We start from the raw sequence: 23,891 nt of genomic DNA on the forward strand, positions 1-23,891 counted from the left end.
GGAGGTGCTTCCGACGCCGTAGAGGGCGCCGTCCTGGCTGCGGGCGTCGCGGCCGCCGAGACTCTCCCCCCCCCCCCCCCCCGCGCCGGGGTGAGGTCCGTCGCCGGACCGACTACGAGATCAGCAAGGACCCGCTTGTCGCGGTCAGGGACGAGGATCGCGGCCCGGGGGCCTGGGGACTGTCCCCGCGGGAGCGCTGGTTTCAGGCAGCCCGTCGGTCGAGCTGCTCTGCGGCGAGGTCAGCGGTGTCCTTGACCACCTCGCCGGCCTTGAGGACGAGTTCGATGACGGCCGGGTCGGCGAGTGCCGAGATGTCGGCGAGCGGGTCGGTCGCCACGGCCACGAGGTCGGCGGTCTTGCCGACTTCCAGGGTGCCGAGCTCGTCGTCCAGGCCCAGCAACCGCGCGGCATTGCGGGTACCGGCGACGATGGCATCGCCCGGGGACATCCCGAGGGCGACCATGTGGGCGAGCTCCAGCAGGTTGCGGCCGTGCGGGCACACTCCCGCGTCGGTGCCGAGCGCGACGTTGACCCCCGCCTGCAGCGCCTTCGCGACACGTTCGCGCGCGATCTGCGACCAACGCACCTTCTTCTCGTACAGATACGGGGGGACGAGCGCGGGATCGGGAACACGCAGGGCGGAGCTCAGCGTGGGCACGAGGAAGGTGCCTTTCTCCAGCATGAGTTCGATGCCTTCGTCGTCGATCGCGTAGCCGTGTTCCACGCTGTCGACTCCACCACGGATCGCGGCGATGATGCCGGCCGCCCCTTGTGCGTGTGCGGCGATGGTACGTCGGTGGGAGTGCCGGTCGAGCTCGGCGCGAATGAGCGCCACCTGGTCCTCGGTCACGCCGAGGTCGTCCGGCTGATCGGTCGGACTGGAGACACCCCCGGTGGTGCACACCTTGATGACGTCCGCACCCGAGCGCACGAGCCGGCGCACCGCCGTCAGCACCTGCTCCTCCGTGTCCGCGACGTAGGCCAGCTTGCCCTCAGCGGGCCGGGGCGACTGGCCATTGGGCAGGGCGAAGTCGACGTGCCCGCCGGTGGGCGAGATGACGCCCACCGCGAGGTGCGCCCGCGGGCCGGTGACCAGGCCGTTGGCCAGCGCCCGCTTGAACCCGTTGTCGAGACCGCCGAGATCGCGGATCGTGGTGACGCCGGCGTCGAGCGTGCTGCGCAGCCGCTGCGCGGTCTTCAGCGTCGCGTAGGAGCCGGCGTCGGCGAACTGCGCCGCCAGACCGTCCTCGATCGACATGCTGACGTGCACGTGGCAGTCGAAGAACCCCGGCAGGATGGTGCGCCCGCCGGCATCGACGGTTCGCACGGCTCGGTGTTCGGCGGGAAGCTGTTCGCGTTGCGGGCCCACGTAGGCGATGCGGCCGTCGATCGCGACGAGTTCGGCGCCGGTGACAGGCTCCGCGCCGGTGCCGTCGATGATGCGGGCGTTGACGAGTCGGATGCTGTCGGACGTGCTCACGGAAATGACTCCTTGACGATGGGTGATGGAGGCGGTGGCGGTGAGGGAGGGAACGGGCCTCACAGAGTGGGGAGGGCGCCGCGCGCCCGCTTCGTCGCCCAGGCCGCCAGGAAGGTCACCACGCCGAGCAGCGCGGTGCCGGCGCAGGCGAACCACACCGCGACGTATCCCTGCGCGGAGGGGACCTTCGTGCCGGCCAGCACGGACGTGGCGAGCAGGATGCCGAAGACGGCGCTGGCGACGGACCCGCCGAGCACCTTGATGGTGCTGTAGGTGCCCGAGGCGATGCCCACCTGGTTCGCGGGAGCGACCTCGGAGACGTAGGCGGGCAGGCCACCGAGCAGCAGCCCGCTGCCGAAGCCCGCCACGAGACTGGCGATCTGGATCATCCACAGGGCGCTGTGCAGGAGGCCCATCCAGGTGTAGGCCACCGCGATGGCGAGCAGGCCGAGCGGGAGCACAGCGCGCATTCCGATCCGGCGGGAGATTCTTCCGTACAGGGCTGCACCCGCCACCGCTGCCAGGACGTTCAGCGCGAGGACGAACGAGATCGACTGCGAGGTGAGGCCGAAACCGTAGCCGGCCTCGTGCGGGTCTGCGGCGAGGAAGGTCGAGAGCGGCACCTGGCCGCCGAACAGGCTGACTCCGAACAGCAGGGCGCCGGCCTGCGCAGGCCACATGGCTCGGCGGGCGAACAGCCGGATGTCCACGAGCGGTTCGGGCGTGCGGCGCTCCCAGGCCACCCATCCCGCGAGTGCCACGAGCCCCACTGCGACGAGCCCGATGGTGCGTGCGGAGCCCCAGCCCGCCTTCGCCGCCTGGGACAGGCCGAGCAGTACCAGTACCAGCGCGAGCGCCAGACCGGCCACGCCCGCCCAGTCGATCCTGCGGGCGGCACGGCTCTTCGACTCCGGGATCAGGAAGAGCGTCACCAGCAGGCAGAGCCCGGCCAGGGCAGCCGGCACCGCGAGGGTGAGCCGGATGCCGGCGAGGTGTGTGTCGAGAGGACCGCTGATGAGCGCGCCGATGACAGCCCCGCCCGTCAGGGCGCTGGCGAGCAGACCGATGGAGCGCCGTGCGGTGTCCCCGCCGATCTTGTCGCGCACGATGGCCACCTCGAGCGCGATCCAGGCCGCGAGGGGGCCTTGGAGGACCCGTCCGACGAGCATGAGAGGGAACGACGAGGAGACGGCGATCAGCAGGCTTCCGACGGCAACGCATGCCACGGATATGCGCAGCAGCCTGCGGTGGCCGTACATGTCGCCGAGCTTGGCGACGACGGGCACCGACACCGCGGCGGCCAGTAGTTGGACGCTGCTGAACCAGTTCAGGGCGCCCTCGCTGACGTGCACGGCCGAGCTCAGGTGGGCGATCAGCGGCGGGTAGTACCCCTGGACGATGCCGCTGACCAGCTCGACGAAGGCCAGGAACCCCACGACCGAGCGCACGCCGAGCGACGTGCCCTCGTGCGAACCGGCTTGAGCGCCCCGGGGCGGGTTGGCCTGCGTATCGGTGACCATGCAGTGCTCCTTCGCTGCTTGGATGAGGCCCTCAGCCTGGTTAGCATGAAGTGAACTCCGACAGAATCGCCGGAATCCGTCAGGCTGTCGCGCACCCCTGCCGCATCTGACTCTGCGGGCCGATGAAAGGAGCGATGGAATGCAGGATCTCGTCAGCGAGCTGGATCTCGCCCTCATCAACGCGCTCCAGGTACGGCCCCGGGCCTCCTGGGCGGAGCTGGGCAAGGTGCTGGAGGTGGACCCGGTCACCGTCGCCCGGCGGTGGGAGCGGCTCACCGGCGCAGGCCTGGCCTGGGTGACCTGCTACGCCGGATCGGCTGCCGGTCGGCGGGCGCGGCTGGCCTACGTCGAGACGGAATGTCTGAACGGGGCAGTGGGCGATGTGGCGCAGGAGCTGGCTCATGACCCGCAGGTGTTGAGCATCCACCACTTGACCGGCGCCCGGTCCCTCCTGCTGAGCGTCGCGATCCCGAGTCCGGCGGCGCTGTCCCAGTACGTGGTTCATCGGCTCGGCAGCATCCGGGGAATCACCGCCACACGCGTGCACATCGTCACCGAGGTCTACGGGGACGCCAGCCTGTGGCGGCTGCGTTCGCTCGAGCCCGCGCAGCGTCAGGCTCTGCTCGGCACCGAGCAGCCACCGGCACGGCCCGCCGACTCCGCAACAGAACTCAGCGCCGACGAACTGCGGCTCATCCGGATCCTCGCCGCCGACGGCCGGCAGTCCCACACCACGCTGGCCGAACGGACCGGGCTCAGCGAGGCCACCGTCCGCCGCCGCGTCAACCGCCTTCTCAACGGGCAACGCGCCGTGCTGCGCTGTGAGGTGGCCCAGGCGATCTCGGGATGGCCGTACACCGCCGTGCTGTGGACGGGTGTGCCGGCAGACCGTCTGGAGCACGTCGGCCGCTCGCTGGTCTCGGTGCCGGAGATCCGAGCGTGCGCCGCGGTGTCCGGCACGAGCAACCTGCTGGTCTTCGCCTGGCTGCGGGACCTCACCGATCTCCACCGCCTCGATCAACTGGTCGTCCGACGCCATCCGGAGGCCGTCATCAACGACCGGGCCCTGTCCCTGCACACGGTCAAACTCATGGGACGCCTGCTCGACGAGGACGGCCACAGCATCGGCCACGTACCGGTCGATTTCTGATCCGCTTCTGATCCGCTCCCGCCTGTCCGCTGCCGCACCCGCCGGCGGCGCGGCCAGCGTGCCCGACGGTGAGGAATCGCCGGCCCGGGTGGCTGTCAGGTGATCGCGGCCGGCCGGTACCGCAGGTTCACCGCCGCCGAGCGATCGGCGCCGTTGAGCAGTTCGAGCCGAACGGGGAGGCCGCCGGGATTGTCGAACAGTCGGACTCCGTCGCCGAGCAGCACCGGCGCGATGTGCAGGTCGATCTCGTCGATCAGCCGGCGCTCGAGGAGTTGTCGGCCGATCCCGGGCGAGAAGACCTCAAGGTTCTTTCCCCCTGCGGCCTCCAGCCCGATCCGGACCGCCTCGGACACATCGCAGTTCAGGAACGTCACACCGTCGGCGGGCCGAGCGTCTTCCGGATGGTGTGTCAGGACGAAGAGGGGGCCCTTCCAGGCGCCGCCGTAGATGGTGCCCGCGTCCGGGTAGGCGTCCCAGCCGTCCCGGCCGCCCAGCACGGCGCCGGTCGTCTCCGCATACTCCTCGATCAGGCCCGGCCGGAGCGGGAAACCCGTCATCCAGTCCATCGAATGGTTCGGGCCTGCCACGAATCCGTCCAACGACATGGTGAAGTGCCACAGCACCTTTCCTTGGGCGGTCTGCCGTTGTGTGTCCGCCGGCGACCGGTCGGCCGTGGCGTCGGCGGGGCTGTGCGAGGGCATTGCGGCGTCCATGAACGTCCCTCTCGGCGGGTTCTTCTCCCGTGCTGGTAGACCGGGTTCTTTCGCAGAACTCATCGCTGGGCCGCCGGGATGCGGTCGGGGCGTCCCGGATCACTCGGACGCGGACTCTTTGGGTTGGCGGGGCCATCGTGAGACGGGCGGCACGACGGTGACGCCCGTCCGCCGGGCCTTCAGCCACCCACGCCCGCAGAGTCCCAGGTCAGTTGAGCCGCCCGGAACGACTGCGTCAGCCGACCGCCACGCCGTACGGCTGAGCGCCGACGGTGACCGTCGCGACGACCTTGCGGGACGCTGAGTCGACGACGGCGAGGGTGTTCGCCCCCTGGTTCGTGACGTAGATCGCGCGGTCGGTGACCTCCAGGTTGAACGGGTCGGTTCCGGGCGGGCCGAGGGCGACGGTCGACGAGACGTGCTTGCTGCCGGTGTCGATCACGGAGACGGTGCCGGGTCCGAGATCGGCGGAGTAGGCGAAGCGCCCGTCCGGGCCGATGGCCACGTCGAAGGGGCCCGTGCCGGCGTTCACGGTGGTCGCCTTGCCGCTGTCGGTGGCGACGGCGAGGACGTGCTTGCCGACCTCGTCGGCGACGTAGGCGGCCTTGCCGTCCTTGGTGACGGCCACGGCCACCGGGGATCGCCCGGCGGGGATCTGCCGGGTGACCCGGTGGGTGCGGGTGTCGATCACCGACAGGCTGCCCGATCCGGCATTCGCCACATACGCCTGGGCACCGTCGCGGCTGAACGCCACGTTCACCGGGGACCTGCCCACGGGGATGGCGGCCGAGGGCCGCTGTGTACGGGTGTCGATCACGGAAACCGTGTTCGAGGTGCCGTTGGTGACGTAGAGAGACCCGCCGTCCGGGCTCAGGGCGACTCCGGTGGGGCTCTTGCCGACAGGCACCGTCGCCACGGTCTTGTAGGTGCGGGTGTCGAGGACCGAGACGCGGGCCGATCCGCTGTCCGCGACGTACAGGCGCCTGCCGTCCCGGGTGACGGCCACCCCCTCGGGCGCCGTGCCGGCCGGCACGGTCGCGACCACCTTGTGGGTCCGGGCGTCGATGACCGAGACGGTGTTGTCCTGCTGGTTGGTGACATAGATGCGGCTGTCGGCGCGTGGCGCGGATGACAGGCCCGCGGCCGCCGGATGCGCGGAGGCGGTGGGTACGCAGGAGGCCACCGACGCGGCGACGCCCACCGAGAGGAGCGACCGGAGCGTGCCGCCGCGGCGTCGGCGTCGGCTGAATGATGGGGTCCGCGCGGCAGACAACATCTCGCCTCCTGTGCGCAGTGCCTTGGTTCGATCCGGAGGGCCGGCCAGGGCTCAGGTCAGCAGCCCGCGGGCGTAGTAGTCCCTGTCGTCCCGGACGCCCGGGAGCGCGAAGAAATAGCCTCCGCCCCGAGGAGTGATGTACGGCACCAGGGCTTCGGCCTCCAGCCGGGTCTGCATGGCGACATAGGTGTTCAGTTCCTGCTGGAAGCAGATGAACGCGTGCCCCATGTCGAGCTCGGGAAGGTTGGGACTGCGGTCGTAGTCGTAGCTGCGGCGCAGGATGGTGCTGGTCGCAGCGGTCTCCGGAGTCTGCGGGTTGGCGAGCCGGATGTGGCTGTCGAGCGGAGTGATCAGGCCCTGGGGGTCGTTGGTGTAGATGGGGTCGAGCAGATCGGAGTCGTTCTCGCCCAACGCGTACATCGGGGCGCCGCTCGCCTTGCGGCGGCCGAAGATGCGCTCCTGCTGGGCGACGGGCACCTTCTGCCAGGCCTCGATGTGGAAGTGCACGATACGCACGACGTGATAGGTGCCGCCCGCGGCCCAGGCCGGCTCGGCGCTCTTCGGCTGGACCCAGACCACCTGGTCCAACTGGCCGGCGCTGTTGGTGTCCGGGTTGGCGATGCCGTCCTTGAAGCCGAACCAGTCGCGCCGGACACCGACAGGACGCTCCGGATTGCGCTGGCCGTCGATGCGCCAGCGCAGCTTCACCGCCGACTTGGTGTGCGTGAGGATGTCGAGCAGTGCGTTCACCGTCGTGTCCCGGTGATCGGCGCATATCTGGATCAGCAGGTCCCCTTGGCTGAGCGCCGGATCGAGGTCGTCATGTCGGAACGGCGTCATGGTCACGAGCTGGACCGGCTTCCGGGCGCGCAGACCGTAGCGGCCGTCGAAGAGCGAGGCGCCGACTGCGACGGTCAGCGTGAGACCGTCCGCCGCGCCCGTGGGTCCCAGAATGCCGGTGCTCGACGGTGCCGCGCTCGAAGACGTCCTTGGTGGATTTCCGCCTGCTGTGAGGAACCGGGCTCGTGCGGTGAGCGTCCGGAACAGCTCGGTGAGCTCCTTGCGGTCGGCCGCGGTGACGTCGAGCGAGACGAAGATGGCGTCTTGCTGTGGAGGAGTGGCGATGCCCGCCTGGTGATAGCCGTGGAAGGGAATCGTCCGGGACTTGGGTGCCGTCTCGGCCCCGGGCGTCGATCCCGCGATCGCCGTCCCCTCGCCGCGGGCGGTCCGGCTCGCGGCTGCGACGGTGAGGCCGGCGGCGCTGCCCTGCAAAAACGTCCGCCGGGCGAACGCGCCCATCGGGCAGCCCGACTCGCTCCATTCCTCGTGCGCATAGGTCTTGTCGGTCATGACGTTCTCCATCGATCGAACATCAACCGAAGCCTGATCTCATAGGTTATTTCGGACGTGTCGGTCCTACCACTCGGGAGTGACGGCATGGCGAGGTCACACCCTGGACATTCTGGCGAACAGCGCGCTTTCACCGGAAAAGTCGCCGCTGGAAAGCGCCGGCCGTTGTGGGGTCGGACGGCCGGCCCAGAGCGACTGATCAAGACGCCCACGAGAGTCGGGTCGCAGCACAAGACGGATAAAGGACAGGTATCGAAGAACGGCTGCGATATGGAGGATTATCGATCATCCGAAGGGCCTGTCCGAACAGCGTGACAACGCCCTGCCGCCCTTGATCGGTCCGTCGCCGCGTTCTTGGCCGAGCTCCACGACGGTGCCGTTGTCAGCTGAGGAAGTCGGCGACCAGCGCGGCGAACTCGTCAGGTGTGGCGAGGCGGATGCCGAGGTCTTCGGCCTTGGCGCGCTTGGACCCTGCGTTGTCGCCGGCGACGACCAGGGTGGTCTTCTTGGACACGCTGGACGAGGACCGGCCGCCGGCCCGTTCGATGAGTTCGTTCATCTGGTTGCGGCTGAGCCGTTCCAGCGGGCCGGTCATCGCGCCGGTGACAACGACGGTCATCCCTGTGAGCGGCCCGGCGGCCTGGGTGCCTGTCGTATCGCCGCCGGGTCCGGTTTCCGCGGCGGCTGCCGACGGGGGAGTGGCGCCAGGCTCCGCCATGTTCACCCCGGCTGCGGCGAGTTTGTCGATCAGCGGGGCGAGTTCGATGAGTTCGGCGACGATGGACGGGGCCTTCTCCGCACCGATGCCCTCGACCGCCTGCAGAGCGTCGGCGCCGGCGGCGCGGATGTTGTCCATGGTCGCGAAGTGCCGGGCGATGCGCCGTGACATGGAGCGGCCCGTGCCGCGGACACCGAGGGCGCACAGCACCCGCGACAGCGGCTGCGTCCTGGCCGTGGCCAGGGCGGCGAGCAGGTTGTCGGTGCTGGTGGCGCCCATCCGTTCCAGCGACAGGAGTTGGTCGCGGGTGAGGGCGAACAGGTCGGCGAGATCGGTGACCAGGCCGGCTTCGACGAGCTGTACGACGCGGGTCGCGCCCAGGCCTTCGATGTCGAGCTGGTCGCGGCCGGCGGCGTAGGAGAGGGAGGCGACCAGGTGGCAGTTGCGGCCCTGCTCGCAGCGCCAGCGTTCCTGGCTGGTGTCGATGCCGGACCCGCACCGCGGGCACACCTCGGGGAAGGCGATGGGTTGTTCGGCGCCGGTGCGCAGGTGGGCGACGGGGGCTTCGATGCGGGGGATGACGTCGCCGGCGCGGTGGACCATGACGTGGTCGCCGAGTCGCAGATCGCGGCGGGTGATGTCGGCCGGGTTGTGCAGGGTGGCGTAGGTGATGGTGGAGCCGTCGATCTCGACCGGCTCCAGGACTCCGCGCGGGGCGATGACACCGGTGCGGCCCACGTTCCACTCCACCTCGAGCAGCCGGGTGATCTTCTCGACGGCGGGCAGTTTGTAGGCGATCGCCCAGCGCGGGGCCCGCGATCCGGACCCGGCGGCCTGCTGATCGGCGGCCAGGTCGGTCTTGATGACGATGCCGTCGATCCCGAACGGCAGTTGGGCCCGCAGGGCGGCGATTTCCTCTACCCGGGCCAGGGCGTCATCGGTGGTCGTGGCGGTGATGCCGGGCACCTGGGTGGTGGCGGTGGTGTTCACGCCGAGTTCGGCGGCCCGCGCCATCAGGTCGCTGTGCGCGAGTTCGCTGAGCTGTGCGGCGTGCGTGGTCCCGGTCTCGGCAAGGGGCAGCAGGCCGTAGCCGAAGAACGTCATCGGGGCGGTGTAGACGCGGTCCTTGGCGCGCAGGGTGCCCGCAGCCGCGTTGCGCGGATTCGCGAAGGGCTGCCCGCCGTGGGCGATGCGTACCTCGTTGGCGTGCTCGAACTGGGCCGTGGTCATCAGCACTTCCCCGCGCACTTCCACTGTGACCGGTTCGGCCAGCGTGGACGGCAGGCCTTCGATGGTGCCGATCGCATGGGAGACGTCCTCTCCGGCCGTCCCGTCGCCACGGGTGATCAGCCGGGTGAGCCGGCCCTGGGTGTAGCGGGCGGCGATGGCAAGTCCGTCGAGCTTCGGCTCCACGCGGTAGCGTTCCGGCTCGTGTCCGATCCGGCGGGCCAGCGACGCCGCCCAGGCGGCGAACTGCTCCGGCGAGAACACGTTGTCCAGGCTCAGCATCGCCACCGTGTGCGGCACATCGCCCTCTGCCGCACCGCCGGCGACCTTGCCGGTCGGTGAGTCGGCCAGTATCTGGTCGGGATGATCGGCTTCCCAGGCGGTGATGCCCTGCACCAGCCGGTCGTAGGCGTCGTCATCCAGGGGCGAGGTACCGCCCGCGTAGTAGGCGGCCGCAGCCTTGACCGCGTCCTCGACCGCCTGCGCGTAGGCGGCGGCATCCTCGATCTGCACAACGGGTGTCGTCATGACCGCAATCCTGCCCGCCACCACTGACAACGCCCCCGTCGCCAAGGGTGTCGACCAGGTCCGGGAATCGCCTTTCGACGGGCCTGCGAGGCCCGCGAGGGTTGCGGGACCCTGACCATTGCCTCCGTCGGGGAGCCATCCGCACCAGTGAACCTCAGCCGAGTTCGGCCGCGAGGCGATCGAGGCCCATGGGGCCGAGGTCCAACGCCTTGGTGTGCCAACGTTTCAGGTCGAAACCGGGCTCGCGGCTTGCGGCCTCGCGGGCGGCGAGCCAGGCGCGTTCGCCGAGCTTGTAGGAGATCGCCTGGGCAGGCCAGCCGAAGTAGCGCAGCACCTCGGGGGTGAGCCTGCGCTCCGCGGTGCGGGCGCGGTCCCGCAGCACCACGCGGGCGGTGTCGAAGTCCCAGCGCGAGCCGTTCGGCAGCGGCAGGTCGAGATGCACGCCGATGTCGATCACCACCCTGGCGGCGCGCCGTGCGGCACCGATCAGCATGCCGAGGCGTGAGCCGGGTTCGGTGAACCAGCCGAGTTCGTCGGCGAGGCGCTCGGCGTACAGGCCCCAGCCCTCGGTGTAGCCGTCGACGGCGTTCACCCTGGTGAACCGGGACACCCGGTCGCCTGCCAGTCGCATCGCGCCGATCTGCAGGTGGTGGCCGGGGATGCCTTCGTGGAACACCGCGGTCAGCTCGTTCCACACGCCGAAGCGCTGACGCCCCGCCACCGGCCACCACGTGCTGCCCGGCCTGCTCAGGTCTTCGCTCGGCTCGGTGTAGTACGGCGAACCGGAGGAGGAGTCGTGGGTCAGCTTCACGGCGAGCGTGCGAAGCCGTGGCGGGATGTCGAAGTGTGTGCCGTCGAGATCGTCCATGGTCTGCTCGTGCTTCGCGCGCAGCCAGGTCAGGTACGCGTCCTCGCCCTCGACGCAGCCGGTCGCGTCGAGGATCTCGATGGCCTCGTCGACCGTCGCGCCGGCCTTGACCCGGTGCGCCTCCTCGGCCATCTCGGCTTCGATCCTGGCCAGTTCCGCCCAGCCCCAGTGGTAGGCGTCCTCGCCGTCCAGGTCCATGCCGAGGCTGAGTCTGGCTTCCACCCGGTAGCGTTCGGCCCCGACGCCGTCCGCTTCGGCGGCCTTCGGTGCGTACTCCTCGCGCAGGTAGCGGGCCAGATCCTGGTAGCTATGGTAAGCGGCGGCGGCGGCCGAGGCCAGTTCGCCTGCCAGCGGGCCGTCGCCGTGCTCGTCGACCAGATGGTCGTACGCGCCGATGCTGCCCTCCGCCTGGTCGGCCATCGCGAGAGCCTGGCGGCGGGCTGCCGGCATGACGCGGTGGAGACCGAGGGCGAGGCTCTGCCGCAGGCCGCTCAGCATCGCGGGGATCGCGGAGAGTCGGGCGGCGAGATAGCGCCAGTCGTGTTCGTCCCCCCGCGGCAACAATTCCGTGCTGACGCGCAGCTTGGTCACCAGGCCGTACGGCACCCGGACCATCCGCAGCGGTTCGCCGATCTCGTGCCAGGCGCGCTGTGCGCCGAGCCGTTCGCGCAGGTGCTCGGCGGCCAGCCGGTCGTCCGGCGACTCCGGGGTCAGCTTGGCGAGGCGGGCGAGGGTCGAGGTGATCAACTCGTAGCGGGCGGCGTGGCCGTCTGGACCGAAGTCGGTCGCGGGTTCGCCCGACTCGGGCAGGCTCACGCCGAGGAATCCGGCGTCAACCGGGTCGAGTTCGGCGGCGCGACGCACGTACTCGTCGCAAAGGTCGAAGATCTGCGTCATTCCGTGAGGCTATGCAGCCACCCTCGACTGCCAGTCGACCCGCGGGCGGCCGCACGGCGGGTTCGGGGTTCGAATCCCCGACGACCTACTTCCCACCGGCGTGGCCACCCGCGCCGGTGGGCGACTGTCCCCGGTTCCGCCGGGTCACGGGCGAGGCCCGGCGGCCACCCGGAGCTCATGTCTGCGGCTCGCCTGGATCGACACCAAGGCGCGCGACGCCATGAGTTGCCATGTCCTTCATGCCCCCGCAGAGCAGCACTCCGTGGCCGTCGGCGCCGTCGACTCGACCATTGCGGGTGTCGGATCCACAAGCGTGCGGGCCCATCAGGACGAGGCCGGGGCTCGAAAAGGGTCGTGGCGTGAGCACACAAGGCTCACGTCTCGGGGGTGTTGCCAAGGCTCCGCGTCAGGACGTGGCGAGGACGCAGAACTCGTGGCCCTCCGGGTCGGCCAGGCACGTCCAGGGGACGTCGCCCTGACCGAGGTCGAGGTCGGTGGCGCCGAGGGACCGCAGTCGGGCCACCTCCGCCGCTTTGTCGTCACCGGGGTACGGCAGCAGGTCAAGATGGACCCGGTCCGGCACGGTCTTCATGTCGGGCGTGCGGAGGAACTCGAGATACGGGCCGACACCCTTGGCGGAGCGCAACACCGCATGTTCGTCGGCCACCTCGTGCAGGGTCCAGTCCATCGCCTCACCCCAGAACCGGGCCATGGCCCGCGGATCCGCACAGTCGACCACCACCGCGGCGATCGGCCCGGTGTCCCGGTAGGTCTCACGAGGTTCCAGCACACAGAACTCGTTGCCCTCAGGGTCGGCGAGGACCGTCCACGGCACGTTGCCCTGGCCCACGTCGGCGGGCGTCGCACCGAGAGACCGGAGACGCGCGACCAACTCCGCCTGATGGGCCGCAGAGGTGGTGGCGAGATCGAGGTGCACACGGTTCTTTGTCGTTGTCTTGGGTTCCGGGACGGGAACGACGTCGATGCCGACGGCGACCGGGTCCGGCCAGACGAGGCCGCCGGAGGGTCCGACGTAGATGGTCACGCCGGGACTGTAGGCACTCCAGCCGAGCGCCTCCGCCCAGAACCGGCCGACCGCCGAGCCATCGAGAGCCTTGATGTTCACCATCACAGGTCGCAGTGCCATGCCGGCGATCCTACGCGCCCGCTTTGCGACGACATCCGCAGGTAGCGTCGCCGAACAAGGATCAACTCCCCGACCGGCGGGATGGTCAGCTCGCCAACCAGGCGGTGTATCTGCGATCAGGTACCTCGCCGTCATCGTCATGCGTTCAGCGCCCGCGCCGCCGAGCGGCTCACCCGTCTGGCCTCGGCCAGGAAGTTCGAGAGCCGCTCGGCGGAAGGGGCCGACGGACCGCTGCCAGGCGGCCTGCTAGGGGCGGACGTAGGGCCGCGTCATGATCTCCATGTTGTAGCCGTCCGGGTCGCCGAAGTAGGCGCCGCGACCGCCGAACAGACGGTTGATCTGGCCGGGTTCGGTATGGCTGGGGTCGGCGTAGTAGGTGACCCCGACCGCCTTCAAGCGGGCGATCATGGTATCGAACTGTGCGTCGGGCACGAGGAAGGCATAGTGCTGCGACTGGACCGGCTCGTCGCGCTTCTCGTAGTAGTCCAGCGTCACGCCGTTGCCGAGGTCGACGGGCAGGAACGGCCCAAACGAGGCGCCGACTTTGAGGCCCAGGATCGCGCCGATGAACTCGGCGGACAAGTGCCGGTCGCTGGCGTAGACGGCGGTGTGGTTCGGCCGCCGCATGGAATCGTTCGAAGGCTCGCTACGCGGCCGGGCTGGCGCCTTCAACTTCGTGCACTCGGCGACGACGTCCGGCAGCGATCGCACTGCGGAGTTCTTCACCATCGTGCCCGCGAGCGGCACGGGAGAGTTGGCCGGGATCTCCGGTGCTGGAGGAATGGCCGCCGACGCTGATGGAACGCATCGGATCTGGTTCGACTACGAGTTGATCCTCGCACCGGACTTCGTGAGTCACCCGCTGAGAACGGCCGGTATCGGGGCCGTCGCAGGTGCCTGGCCCAGGATGTTCGCAGCCATCCCGACATTCAGATGTCCGTCGAGGACATGCTCGTGGATCGCGACCGGGTCGCCGTCCGTTCCGTGCTACGAGGGCTCTCGAACTCCGTGCCCGACGGCGCGGAGCCTGCATCCACCATGATGGAGATCTTCCGAGTTCAGCACGGCCTGATCGCTGAGCTATGGGGACTGTCCAGTCTCGGCCGACCGGCCGGCCAGGCCTCTCATCGAGTCGCGGGCAATCTGCAGGATCCGTCCTCACGGCGGGGCCAGGGCCGGTAGATCGTCTTGAAGACGCGCATGCAACTGACGGGCAGCGAGTGGCAGTTCACCTGCCGCAGATGATTCCAAGGGGCAGCGGCTTTGAGCGGACCGCTACGATCAGGGCCTTGGGTGTGGGGGTTGCGGGGGAGAGCGTGCTATGGGCGGCTTGGCGGGGCGGGGGCGTCGGGGCGCGCTCGCGCTGGGCGCGGGGATGGTGCTCGCGGCGTGTAGGCCGACTGCGAAAAGTGCCGATGGCAACGAAGTCCGTACGGACTCTGAACCGTTGGAACGTCGGTTCGCCGCGCTCTCCGACACACTTTGGCTTGGCGTCGTGCTGGGCACCGATTCGAGAGTGTCCGTTCCAGGTCCCGCTGATGTTCGTGTGGTGGGCTTCGCCCGGCTGAGAGCGGGTGGCGTCGCCGCCATAGTGGGGGCACCGCAATGGGGTTTTCAGCCCGCGATGCCGAGCCAACTGCCGGGAAAACTCGTGCAGTTCATGCCCAAGAGTGCCAGGTGGGTCCGGAGCGAGTCCTTCGACCGTCAGGTGACGGGCGGTACGTATCCCGGCGCGTTCTACTTCGCCCTGGGTGCGGACTGGGTCTACTTCGACACGACCAATCCGAGTGCTGTCGCCAGCTCCGGACCGTGATCGGGTCCTCTGGTTCGGCCGCACAGACGATACGAGGGCATCCAAAGTCCTTTTGTTTTGAATGACCTGGACACCGGCTCGAGGGAGGAAGTGATCAGCGTTGTGTGTCGAGGTCGGTCAGATGGCGTTGATCGCCGCGGATGCTCGCTCCGTACGGGTCAACGCCCTCAGCAGCGCGGCCTGGCCGTGCCGTCCAGCGGCGAGTCGAGCCAGTAGCACGAGCACGGGATCGAATGCGGCGTCCGGGAGATCTCGCGTGGTGACTCCCACGCTGACAGCGAGATCGTCCATGTGCACGGCGAGCTCCAACATCCGGGTGACCAGAAAATCGTCGAGACGCAGCGCCCATCCCGTCTGCGGCATGAACACGGCCTGGTCACCTGAACGTCCGGTGAGATCAGTGTGCTGCTCAGCGAGCGTGGTGCGGGCGCGCCCGGCCAACGACACCACTCCTTCGGATGCGATGCCCTCGCCCTTCGCCCGGATGCCAGTGTTGACCTCCCCGTCGAGTGGTGCGTCGATCCAGGCGGCGCGCGCGTAGTGTTCGAGCAACGGGATCGGCGCCTGTTGCGACGCGGGCTCTTCCAGGGCCGAGCTGACACTGAAGATCTGGTAGGCGAGGTGGCCGGCCAGACCGCCGACCGTCATCTTGGCCAGTGCGCTGGGCCGCTCCCATGCCGCGTCAACTTCCGGAGTTTCCAGCAGTGATGCTGCCTGCGTCGCGGCGGTCAGGTAGGCGTCTATGACGCTCATGAAGTCCTCCATGATCCGAGATCTTCGACATTATGGCCCTTGGGCGGTGCGTGAGTGGCAGCCTGCGGACCGGCGGTGACGTGACGTCCGACGATGTCGGGGAGTCCAGGCATGCCCGGGTTCGTGGTCGCGTTGCGGTGGGCAATGGGGTTGAGGGCTCCGAGCGGCGCCCGACCACCCTGGAGTGCGCGTCCGGCAAACGTGAAGTGCCAGGTCACCGGGCCTGCCGAGGCAGGAGAGCGGCCTGTACGTCGCACGCTGTGACGTGATCGAATGGGGGATGACATCGTTCTGGACTGGCCATCGGATACGCCTGCGCGGTATCGAGCCTGACGACTGGACCGCGTTCATGCGCTTCGCCATGGACGAGGAGCGGATGGGCGACCTTCTGAACCCGCCTCGTTCCGCCGAGGGCTTTCGTGTCTGGGCGAAGGAACAGGCCGCTGCCAAGTTCGATGGCGACTGCTTCGGGTTGGCGATCGAGTCCGTCGAGTCGGGGGAGACCGTCGGTGCTGTCGGCTCGCACCAGGCTGATCCGCGTGCGGGCTGGTTCGAGTACGGGGTCACGATCGGCGCTGATCACCGGCGCAAGGGCTATGCGGCGGAAGCCGTGGTGATGCTGTTGCGGTTCATGTTCGCCGAGCGGCGCTATCACAAGTGCGAAGCGCGGATCTTCGCGCACAATGAGGCGTCGCTCGCACTTCATCGTCGGCTCGGCTTCGTGGAGGAGGGGCGCCTTCGCGATCGTGTGTTCCTTGCCGGCCGGCACCGTGATCTCGTCGTGATGGGCATGCTCGCTGACGAGTTCGCCGAGCGGCACTCGATCAGCGAACCCGCTCGCCGCGCAGCCGGTCGATGAGTCGCGGGCCGTGTGATGGTGAGGCCAGTGTTCCGGGCTGATCGTGCCGGTTTGGTCCACGCTGTGCCCGCTAGATTGATCGAATGACTTACGTGGAGGGCAAGCGGGCTGAGTGAGCGGGACGTCGAACTGGCCCGGCAGATCTCGGCCGTGGCACGCACGCTCGGAATGCCGGCGGACCCGTCCGTCGTACAGACCGTCCAGGTCACCGTCGATGCCCTTGCAGGACCGGAAGTTGTACGGTTCTGGCGCGCGCTGCTCAGCTATGCCGATCGAGCCAGCAGTCCCGAGGACTTGATCGACCCGCACCGTCGCGGGGCGCCGTTCTACTTCCAGCAGATGGACACACCACGCCCTCAGCGCAACCGGATGCACGTCGACGTCTGGGTGCCGTATGACCAGGCCGAAGCGCGCATAGCGGCAGCTGTTGCTGCCGGCGGCCGCTTGGTGAGCGACGCCCATGCTCCGTCGCACTGGGTGCTGGCCGACCCGGAAGGCAACGAAGCCTGCGTCGGCACCGCCGGCTGGATCGGCCCGGAACCGGCTCGGCAGTGAACGCCCCAACCAGGGAGACTCCACCCACGACTGTAGTCGCGGGCCTCCTGTATCGGTGGCCAGGTACCGGCGCAGAGGACCAGCTCGTCCCAGTGCAGGATTTGAGCCTGGCGCCCAGTCGGTCGTCGATGTGGGACCACACCGTGATGTCCGACCTGTTGGCGAGCTGGAAGATACCGGCGCACCGGCCCAGGCCGATGCACTGGGCAAAGAACGACTGGTGGAGGCTCTCCGACTGCGTACCCGCCAGCCGGCTGAGCACGGTTTCGGCGGCCCGCGCGCCCTGCACCATCGCGACCTGGCGGCTCATCCGCAGCGGCTGGTCGGACGGTGCCGCCGAGTCCCCGGCCGCGACGATGCGCGGGTCGTCCACGCTCGTCAGCGTCTCGTCCGTGAGCAGGCGGCCCAGGGCATCGGTGCTCAGCCTGCTGCGGGCGGCCAGGTGCGGAACGCCGAACCCGGTGGTCCAGATGGTGACCTGGCTCGGCAGCTCACGGCCGTGCGCGAGCCGTACGGCGTCGCGGGTCACGGCGGTCACCTTGGCGTCCGCCATTGCCGGCGAACCCGGTCGGTCGCGGCGTCCGCGTCTTCTTTGGCCGCCCACGAGGCCGTGCAGCAGGCTTTGTACGAGGACGTCGCTCGCCTGTCGTCCCTCGAGCACGCGAACCCCAACTGCCCGGAACGCTACCGCTCCCGCGGCACCGTCCCGGCTGAGGGACTCGCGCCCGCTGCGCGCCCCCGCTGTACTGGACGAGGACGACGATCAGAGGTGATACGGAGCGCGGCCGGTAACGCGTGTCCTGGCGTGCCTCTCACTCTTGCGCGCACCGCAGCGTGATCAAATTGGGCATGGCATCGTCCTGGACAGGTAAGCGGGTACGTCTACGCGCTGTCGAGCCCGACGACTGGCCGGCGTTCATGCGCTTCGCCGACGATGACGGGCGGCGAGGGAGCCGGCTGGATCTACCGCGGTCCGCCGAGAGCTACCGTGCCTGGGCGAAGGAGCAGGCCGTTGCCACGTGTGATGACGACTGCTTCCGGTTGGCGGTCGAAACGACGGCCACGGGGGAGCTGGTTGGCACAGTCGGCTCACATCGCACCGGCCCTCGTTCAGGCTGGTTCGAGATTGACGTCATGATCGACCCTGACCACCGGCGCAAGGGCTACGCGGCAGAAGCCGTAGTGCTGGTGCTGCGCTTCATGTTCGCCGAGCGGCGCTATCACAAATGCCTGGCAGCGATCTTCGCCCACAACGAGGCGTCGCTGGCACTTTTCCGTCGGCTCGGCTTCACCGAGGAGGGGCGCCTGCGGGAACACGTTTACTTCGCCGGCCGGCACCACGACCTCGTCATGATGGGCATGCTCGCCGACGAGTTCGACCAGCGACACACGATGAGCGAACCATGAGCCGGTCATCCAAGCTGTGTGCGTGTGTGCGGAACGGCACTCGAACGTGGTCGACGTTCGCTGCTGTCGGGTGGAGGAGTCCCGTAGCTGAAAGCGGGACTGCCGTCAGCTGCGCAAGGTGGCACGCAGGTGCAAGCCGACAGTTGCGAGACCTTCCAAGGTGGTGACCTGGTAGCCGGGTTGCTGTCCGGGCGGCTCGCTCAAGTGGTAGCGGCGGGCGGTCTGCGCGGTCAGGAGCGTCAGCATCGCCATGGCCAGTGAGGCTCCCTCGCAGCCATGCGGGCCGGTGCCGAAGGAGAGGAAGACCCCGGGTTTCGCCGGCGAGTCCGGACCATCGAGCCAGCGCTCGGGCCGGAACTGGTCCGGCTCGGAGTGTTCCCGCGCGTCGCGCTGGGCGGTGTAGGGGCAGACGAGAACGGTGGACCCGGCGTTGATGGTGTAGTCGGCGAGCTCGGTCTGCCGCCTGGCGCGCCGGGTCAGCAGCCAGCTCGGGGGGTACAGCCGGAGCACCTCGTGTACCAGTGCCTGGGTGTAGTGCAGGCTGTCGAGATGGGTGCTGGTCGTCGCGGCCGGGGCCGTGGGCAGCAAGGCGGCTTCGGCTGCGACGCGGTCCGCCGCCTCGGGGTATTGGGCCAGGTGGAGCAGGATCCATCCGGCCGCCCGGGAAGGTGTCTCGAAGGTGGCGACGGTGATTCCGGGGAGAGTGTCGAGGATGGCTTCTTCCGGCAGCAGGCCGTGGTGGGAGGAGGGCCGGAGCATCTGTCCCAGCACGTCGTCACCGAGTCGGCCCGATGAACGGCGCCGGCGGACGATGGGCTGCAAAGCCTTGATGAAGGCGACTTGCTGCCGTGTGCGGAACCGCCGTCCCGGTGTAGGGACCCAACGCGGCCATACCCAGCGCGAGGGGTGTACGAGCACCTCCCTGGCCAGGAAGAGCCGTGCCGCGAAGGGCAGCAGGGTGGGAGCGTCCTCGGAGAAGAGGTAGCGCACGCCGATCTCTGCCAGGGTGTGCCGCACCGGGGTCAGAATCTCGACGTCCTGGCCCGTGGGCAACTGGTCGGCGAATCGAGCGGTCCCGGCCGCGATCTCACCGATCCGGGCCGCAACCGCCTGCGGGCGCAGTCCGCGCATACGGGCCGCGTGAGCGTACGCACGCGCCTCCGGCGTCGGTGCTCCGCTCGACCGTTTCAACGGCGGGAAGAGAGGCGAGGACGCCTTGGGGAAATCCTGCGCGCGGCGCAGGACTGCTTCACACGGCCCGGCCGTAGCGGCTACGTAGACACCCGGCTCCAACTGCCAGACGTCCCCGCACTCGTCAGCGCCACGGCGCGCAAGTCCCAGGCGATCGCGGCTCCAAGCGGCGAAGCTGCCTTCGGGCAACCGCGGCGGCTCATTCATTCGGCCCATGAGATCGTCCCTGGCTCTCTTGCCTGTCCAGGTCGACATCGTCGGCAAGCGTGGCCCGAGAGCCGGCGGACGCCCGGGGGCGCCCGCCGACAATGCGGTCAGCCGCAGTCATCGCCGACGTACGCGCTCCATTCGTGAGCCCCGTACGCACCGTAGTGGCGGGTGAAGGACAGCTTGCCGAGCAGCTTGGCGATCATGGTGCACTCCTCTCGCCTGTCTTCTGCACCAAATGCCACACGGGCCATCTTGCCACATATGGCAGATGTCTGATACAGGGCACTTTTAGGGATTTGGTTGCGTACATAGGTAAATCCACGGCTCCGTACCTCCCTTCGCCCACTGCCCCTCCCTGGCCTGCGTCCTCTTCGAGTACGAAATCGTACAAATGTGCGAATATATGAAACTCTTACCCTTGAGGCTCCGGGACGACAGAGAGAGCCCTTGCTGTGTGTCATGGAGGGCGCGCCACCACCCAGGCGCCCGCCAGGCCTGGGTGGATTATGTTGATCTTCAGGTGGGCCGGGGTGTCGCGAATCGGCGAGCTGTTCGTCAGACGGCCCGTGCGTCAATGGCCTGGGGGCTCCGCCGGCCCCTCCCCGATCTCGAACTCCACCCGCTGGTTGTCTTCCAGGCTCCTGTAGACCGTTCCCTGGATCGCGGAGAAGTGCGTGAAGAGGTCTGGCCCACCGTCGTCGGGGGACACGAAGCCGAAACCCTCTCGGCGTTGAACCACTTCACGGTGCCCTGAGTCATGGATCCTTCCGGTGCTCCAGCAGCGTTTCGCTGTCTGACAGTTGAGAAATGTTGATCACTTCGGGTTGGGCATCGCCGGAGGTTCCCGGTGCCATCAGGGTGCGACCACGGTCAGTCTTTCCGGCGCAGTCACGTTCACTGATCCGTCCGCCGCAACCGAGACATCCAGCTGCTCTCCACCGACTTGGAGTCCCTTTACCGTCAGGGGTCCGTACTGCGGGGCGAAGGCGGGGTTCACGGTGACCGTGCCGCCGGGGACGTCGGCGCTCAGGCCTAGGGCGGCTTGCAGCACGAGGACCGCGGAGGTGGCAGCCCAGGCCTGCGGCCGGCAGGACGCCGGGTAGGGGGCGGGAGCCGGGCTCTCGTGGCTGCCGTGTCCGGCGAAGAGTTCGGGGAGGCGGGCGCCGAAGGCCGTCGACGCGGTCAACAGGCCGGATGCCAACGAGGCCGCGGCGTCCGGGAATCCGGCCTTGACCAGGCCGTGGACGGCGATCGCGGTGTCGTGCGGCCAGATGGAACCGACGTGGTAGCCGAAGGGGTTGTAGCCCACCGCGCCGCGGCTCAGGGTGCGCAGGCCGTGGCCCGCGTCCAGGTCGGGTGCGGCGATGCGGTCCGCCAGCAGTGTGCTCTCCTCGGCGTTGAGCAGTCCGGTGCCGAGGAGATGGCCGAAGCCGGAAGTGACCGAGTCGACGGGCTTTCCGTCGCCGTCGAGGGCGACGGCCGGGTAGGGGCCGTGTTCGTCCGTGACCCAGAAGCGCTCGCGGAAGCGGGCGGCGAGTTGCTCGGCCCATGCCTCCCATTCGTCGGCTCCCGGGCGGCCGAACGCGCGAAGCAGCGTGGCTCCGCTGAGCGCGGCTTCGTACGCGTACGCCTGGACCTCGCACAGGGCGATGGGTGCGTGGGCGCGGCTGCCGTCGCGATAGCGGATGGAGTCGTCGGAGTCCTTCCAGCCCTGGTTGGACAATCCGCGGCCGGTCTGGTCGATGTACTTGAGGAAGCCGTCGGCGGCTGACTGGTCGCGCATCCAGGCGAGCGCGGACTCGGCCGGCGGCAGGAGCAGTTCGACCTCCGCCGGATCGAGTCCCCAGCGCCAGGCGTCGTGGAGGAGGGTGATCCACAGGGGAGTTGCGTCGACCGTGCCGTAGTAGACCGAGGGCAGGGAGAGCCGGTCGCCGAGCTTGAGGCTGTCGCGGCGGACTTCGTGCAGGATCTTGCCCGGCTGTTCCTCGGTGGCGGGGTCGGTGACGGTGCCCTGGCGGCGGGCGAGGGTGCGCAGGGTGCCGGCGGCGAGGTCGGTGCCGAGGGGCAGCAGCATGCGGGCGGCCCACAGGGCGTCGCGCCCGAAGAGGGTCAGGAACCAGGGGGCGCCCGCCGCGAGGAACTGGTCCGGGTGGTCCTGCCGGGACTGCGGGTCGGTCAGGCGCAGGCGGTCCAGGTCGGCGAGGGACTGTTCCAGCCAGCGGTCCAGGCTGCGGTCCGTGCTGCGCAACACGGGTGTGAGCCAGGGGAGTTGGTCTGCGGGCGCGGGCGGGAACTGGTCGCCGTCCGCGTACGCGGCCGTACCGGACAGCGTCACCGACCACGTGGCACCGGGGTCCAGTTCGACGTCGTACGACAGCCGTCCCGCCGGCACTTCCAGTACGTCCGGCGCCGGCGCGCTGACCAGGTGGGCGGTGAAGCCGTCACGCGCCCAGGCCAGCCCGATGGCCTCGCTGTCCGCGGCCTGGGGCGGCACCGCCTCGGGAGCGTGTCCGGACTTGACCTGGTCCATGGTGGCCAGGTCGGAGCCCGCGGTCACCGTCAGGCGGAAGCGGACCTGACGGCTGCCCGCGTTGGTGACCTCCAGGCGCTCCTCGAACAGGCCCGCTGCCGTGCTGCGGCGGCGATGGAGAGCGACGGCCGGGTCGGGTGTGACCTCTCCGAGGCCGCGCAGGACGGACCGGAACTCCGCACCGTCCGCACCCCGCAGGCCCCCGGAGACCGGCGCCAGCGGGATGCCTTCGGCGGCGACGACGAGATGGGACAGCGCCCGGCGGTCGCCGTGATAGAAGCCGTCCGCACCCTCGCTGACCTGCCCGTCCGCACGCGAGATGACGAGGGTCGGCGCGTGCAGCGTGACGACCGCGTCATGCAGGAACGGCTGTAGCCCCCCGGCCCCGGGAGCGGGTGCCGTGACCGAGCTGTTGGGGTCCTGGGTCTTGACAGTCGCGTCCAAGGAAGTGGAACCTCTCAGTGTTTTAGCGTTCCAAGGACATTAAGCGACTCGTCAGAGCCATGGCAATGGGTCTTGGAACGCTAAAAACAAAGTCCGTATCTCCTCTGCCTGCCGGAGAGCCGCATGCCCCGCTCCAGCAACAACGCCTCGGCCAAGGGTGGCCCGGTGACCCTCGCGATGGTCGCCCGGCGGGCCGGCGTCTCGGCGCAGACCGTGTCGAACGCGATCAACTCACCTGACCTGCTGCGGCCCGAGACCCTGGAGCGGGTCCGCCAGGTGATCGAGGAGATGGGCTACCGCCCCAGCCGCGCGGCGCAGACGCTGCGCAGCGGTTCCAGCAAGCTCATCGGCTACGGCATCCAGCCCACCCCGCCCGGCACCGCGGGCGCGGTCATGGACCGCTTCCTGCACGCCCTGTCGGAGGCCGCCGACGAGGCCGGCTACCGGATGCTGCTGTTCGCCTCCCCGCCGGGCGGCCCGAGCCTGCAAGGCTACGAGGAACTGCTGGCCCGTCACGAGGTCGACGGCTTCGTGCTCAGCGGCACCGAGCGGGGCGATCCGCGCCAGGCGTGGCTGACGAAGAAGGGCGTGCCGTTCGTCGGGTTCGGCCGGATGTGGTCGGGGCGGCCCATCGGTGACTGGGTCGACGTCGACGGCGCCTTCGGCACGGACGCCGCAGTGGAGCACCTGGTCGCTCTGGGGCATCGCAAGATCGCGTTCCTGGGCTGGGAACGCGGTTCCTCCGGCGCCGGTGACGATCGTGCCGAGGGCTGGCTGCGGGCGATGAAACGGCACGGGCTCGCTACCCGCGGGCGACGGGGGCAGTGCGTCAACGACATCGACGCGGCCCGCGCTGCCGTGCAACCGCTGCTGGACGGCGAGGCGACCGCGGTGATCGCGGCCAGCGACATGCTGGCGCTCGGCTGCTACCAGATGCTGCGCGAACGGGGCTCCGCCCCCGGCCACGATGTCGCCGTGATCGGCTTCGACGACTCGCCGACCGCCGAACTCCTCTCACCCGGCCTGTCCTCGATCGCCCAGCCGCTGGAGGACGTCGGCCGGGAATGCGTACGGCTGCTGCTGGCACGGATCGCCACCCCCGACGCGCCGCCCGAGCGGCTCCTGCTGGAGCCGTCCCTGATCGTGCGCGACAGCGCGACGGCCGCCGCCCCGGGCGACGCGTAGGCGCCCCGGCCGGCCGGAACTCCCCCTGCCCGGCCGGTCGGTCCCACCCCACCTTGAAACGTTTCTCCTC

The 23,891-nt window shown here is 69.3% G+C and carries 19 protein-coding genes and 2 pseudogenes; 8 read left to right on the plus strand and 13 right to left on the minus strand.

The features are described from left to right. Positions 1-202: 202 nt before the first annotated feature. The gene (locus tag ACWD5D_RS33620; RefSeq protein ID WP_451376582.1) at positions 203-1,480 is read right to left on the minus strand and encodes an amidohydrolase family protein; all 1,278 of its coding nucleotides are present in this window, start codon (positions 1,478-1,480) and stop codon (positions 203-205) included. 59 nt (positions 1,481-1,539) lie between these two features. Next, positions 1,540-3,000 carry an MFS transporter gene (locus ACWD5D_RS33625; RefSeq protein ID WP_451376583.1) on the minus strand — a complete coding sequence of 487 codons (1,461 nt, stop codon included), beginning with the start codon at positions 2,998-3,000 and terminating at the stop codon, positions 1,540-1,542. Positions 3,001-3,139: 139 nt separating this feature from the next. Between ACWD5D_RS33625 and ACWD5D_RS33630 the strand changes: the two genes are divergently transcribed. After that, entirely contained in the window at positions 3,140-4,150 is a 1,011-nt protein-coding gene (locus tag ACWD5D_RS33630; protein WP_451376584.1) for an Lrp/AsnC family transcriptional regulator, read from the plus strand. A 95-nt stretch (positions 4,151-4,245) separates the two neighbouring features. On the opposite strand, the gene ACWD5D_RS33635 is transcribed toward ACWD5D_RS33630, so the two are convergent. From ACWD5D_RS33635 to ACWD5D_RS33665, 7 genes are all read right to left on the minus strand, one after another. Further along, positions 4,246-4,863 (minus strand): dihydrofolate reductase family protein, encoded by a 618-nt coding sequence (locus ACWD5D_RS33635; protein WP_451376585.1) that lies wholly within the window; start codon positions 4,861-4,863, stop codon positions 4,246-4,248. A 235-nt stretch (positions 4,864-5,098) separates the two neighbouring features. Continuing rightward, positions 5,099-6,139 carry a YVTN family beta-propeller repeat protein gene (locus ACWD5D_RS33640; RefSeq protein ID WP_451376586.1) on the minus strand — a complete coding sequence of 347 codons (1,041 nt, stop codon included), beginning with the start codon at positions 6,137-6,139 and terminating at the stop codon, positions 5,099-5,101. Positions 6,140-6,190: 51 nt separating this feature from the next. Further along, positions 6,191-7,489 (minus strand): Dyp-type peroxidase, encoded by a 1,299-nt coding sequence (locus ACWD5D_RS33645; RefSeq protein ID WP_451376587.1) that lies wholly within the window; start codon positions 7,487-7,489, stop codon positions 6,191-6,193. Between the two features lie 382 nt (positions 7,490-7,871). Continuing rightward, positions 7,872-9,962, minus strand: coding sequence for an NAD-dependent DNA ligase LigA (gene ligA / locus ACWD5D_RS33650; RefSeq protein ID WP_451376588.1), 2,091 nt, complete (start codon positions 9,960-9,962; stop codon positions 7,872-7,874). A 154-nt stretch (positions 9,963-10,116) separates the two neighbouring features. Beyond that, a complete protein-coding gene (locus tag ACWD5D_RS33655) occupies positions 10,117-11,727 on the minus strand; it encodes a DUF885 domain-containing protein (protein WP_451376589.1) in 1,611 nt (536 codons plus the stop codon). Between the two features lie 406 nt (positions 11,728-12,133). Next, complete coding sequence (locus ACWD5D_RS33660) at positions 12,134-12,874, minus strand: VOC family protein (protein WP_451376590.1); 741 nt, start codon at positions 12,872-12,874, stop codon at positions 12,134-12,136. A gap of 246 nt (positions 12,875-13,120) precedes the next feature. Beyond that, positions 13,121-13,501, minus strand: coding sequence for a VOC family protein (locus tag ACWD5D_RS33665; RefSeq protein WP_451376591.1), 381 nt, complete (start codon positions 13,499-13,501; stop codon positions 13,121-13,123). On the opposite strand from ACWD5D_RS33665, the pseudogene ACWD5D_RS33670 reads away from it, so the two are divergent. From ACWD5D_RS33670 to ACWD5D_RS33680, 3 genes and pseudogenes are all read left to right on the plus strand, one after another. Continuing rightward, a pseudogene (locus ACWD5D_RS33670) lies at positions 13,500-13,706 on the plus strand (DUF3224 domain-containing protein); the annotation flags it as partial. The gene ACWD5D_RS33665 and the pseudogene ACWD5D_RS33670 sit on opposite strands and share 2 nt — an antisense overlap. Then, entirely contained in the window at positions 13,688-14,056 is a 369-nt protein-coding gene (locus ACWD5D_RS33675) for an ester cyclase (RefSeq protein WP_451376659.1), read from the plus strand. The pseudogene ACWD5D_RS33670 and the gene ACWD5D_RS33675, both read left to right, overlap by 19 nt. A 478-nt stretch (positions 14,057-14,534) precedes the next feature. Beyond that, entirely contained in the window at positions 14,535-14,687 is a 153-nt protein-coding gene (locus tag ACWD5D_RS33680) for a hypothetical protein (protein WP_451376592.1), read from the plus strand. A 117-nt stretch (positions 14,688-14,804) separates the two neighbouring features. Here the strand turns inward: ACWD5D_RS33680 and ACWD5D_RS33685 are convergent, their stop codons facing one another. Further along, entirely contained in the window at positions 14,805-15,440 is a 636-nt protein-coding gene (locus ACWD5D_RS33685) for a maleylpyruvate isomerase N-terminal domain-containing protein (RefSeq protein WP_451376593.1), read from the minus strand. Between the two features lie 280 nt (positions 15,441-15,720). Between ACWD5D_RS33685 and ACWD5D_RS33690 the strand changes: the two genes are divergently transcribed. From ACWD5D_RS33690 to ACWD5D_RS33700, 3 genes are all read left to right on the plus strand, one after another. Then, complete coding sequence (locus ACWD5D_RS33690) at positions 15,721-16,299, plus strand: GNAT family N-acetyltransferase (protein ID WP_451376594.1); 579 nt, start codon at positions 15,721-15,723, stop codon at positions 16,297-16,299. A gap of 150 nt (positions 16,300-16,449) precedes the next feature. Continuing rightward, on the plus strand, positions 16,450-16,854 hold the full coding sequence (locus ACWD5D_RS33695) for a VOC family protein (protein ID WP_451376595.1): 405 nt from the start codon (positions 16,450-16,452) through the stop codon (positions 16,852-16,854). An 849-nt stretch (positions 16,855-17,703) separates the two neighbouring features. After that, positions 17,704-18,261, plus strand: coding sequence for a GNAT family N-acetyltransferase (locus ACWD5D_RS33700; RefSeq protein WP_451376596.1), 558 nt, complete (start codon positions 17,704-17,706; stop codon positions 18,259-18,261). Between the two features lie 105 nt (positions 18,262-18,366). Here ACWD5D_RS33700 and ACWD5D_RS33705 read toward each other — a convergent pair whose 3' ends face one another. From ACWD5D_RS33705 to ACWD5D_RS33715, 3 genes and pseudogenes are all read right to left on the minus strand, one after another. Then, complete coding sequence (locus tag ACWD5D_RS33705; RefSeq protein ID WP_451376597.1) at positions 18,367-19,392, minus strand: cytochrome P450; 1,026 nt, start codon at positions 19,390-19,392, stop codon at positions 18,367-18,369. Positions 19,393-20,233: 841 nt separating this feature from the next. Further along, a pseudogene (locus ACWD5D_RS33710) lies at positions 20,234-20,421 on the minus strand (cold-shock protein). A gap of 94 nt (positions 20,422-20,515) precedes the next feature. Next, positions 20,516-22,636 carry an amylo-alpha-1,6-glucosidase gene (locus tag ACWD5D_RS33715; RefSeq protein WP_451376598.1) on the minus strand — a complete coding sequence of 707 codons (2,121 nt, stop codon included), beginning with the start codon at positions 22,634-22,636 and terminating at the stop codon, positions 20,516-20,518. 123 nt (positions 22,637-22,759) lie between these two features. Between ACWD5D_RS33715 and ACWD5D_RS33720 the strand changes: the two genes are divergently transcribed. After that, complete coding sequence (locus ACWD5D_RS33720; RefSeq protein WP_451376599.1) at positions 22,760-23,821, plus strand: LacI family DNA-binding transcriptional regulator; 1,062 nt, start codon at positions 22,760-22,762, stop codon at positions 23,819-23,821. Positions 23,822-23,891 lie beyond the last annotated feature (70 nt).

This window comes from Streptomyces sp. NPDC002520 (assembly GCF_053595235.1).

Coding starts and splice junctions, on each gene's coding strand:
- ACWD5D_RS33625 (WP_451376583.1), bottom strand. CDS start 3,000: ATGGTCACCGATACGCAGGCCAACCCGCCCCGGGGCGCTCAAGCCGGT.
- ACWD5D_RS33630 (WP_451376584.1), top strand. CDS start 3,140: ATGCAGGATCTCGTCAGCGAGCTGGATCTCGCCCTCATCAACGCGCTC.
- ACWD5D_RS33635 (WP_451376585.1), bottom strand. CDS start 4,863: ATGGACGCCGCAATGCCCTCGCACAGCCCCGCCGACGCCACGGCCGAC.
- ACWD5D_RS33640 (WP_451376586.1), bottom strand. CDS start 6,139: ATGTTGTCTGCCGCGCGGACCCCATCATTCAGCCGACGCCGACGCCGC.
- ACWD5D_RS33645 (WP_451376587.1), bottom strand. CDS start 7,489: ATGACCGACAAGACCTATGCGCACGAGGAATGGAGCGAGTCGGGCTGC.
- ligA (WP_451376588.1), bottom strand. CDS start 9,962: ATGACGACACCCGTTGTGCAGATCGAGGATGCCGCCGCCTACGCGCAG.
- ACWD5D_RS33655 (WP_451376589.1), bottom strand. CDS start 11,727: ATGACGCAGATCTTCGACCTTTGCGACGAGTACGTGCGTCGCGCCGCC.
- ACWD5D_RS33660 (WP_451376590.1), bottom strand. CDS start 12,874: ATGGCACTGCGACCTGTGATGGTGAACATCAAGGCTCTCGATGGCTCG.
- ACWD5D_RS33665 (WP_451376591.1), bottom strand. CDS start 13,501: ATGCGGCGGCCGAACCACACCGCCGTCTACGCCAGCGACCGGCACTTG.
- ACWD5D_RS33680 (WP_451376592.1), top strand. CDS start 14,535: ATGCCCAAGAGTGCCAGGTGGGTCCGGAGCGAGTCCTTCGACCGTCAG.
- ACWD5D_RS33685 (WP_451376593.1), bottom strand. CDS start 15,440: ATGAGCGTCATAGACGCCTACCTGACCGCCGCGACGCAGGCAGCATCA.
- ACWD5D_RS33690 (WP_451376594.1), top strand. CDS start 15,721: ATGACATCGTTCTGGACTGGCCATCGGATACGCCTGCGCGGTATCGAG.
- ACWD5D_RS33700 (WP_451376596.1), top strand. CDS start 17,704: ATGGCATCGTCCTGGACAGGTAAGCGGGTACGTCTACGCGCTGTCGAG.
- ACWD5D_RS33705 (WP_451376597.1), bottom strand. CDS start 19,392: ATGCGCGGACTGCGCCCGCAGGCGGTTGCGGCCCGGATCGGTGAGATC.
- ACWD5D_RS33720 (WP_451376599.1), top strand. CDS start 22,760: ATGCCCCGCTCCAGCAACAACGCCTCGGCCAAGGGTGGCCCGGTGACC.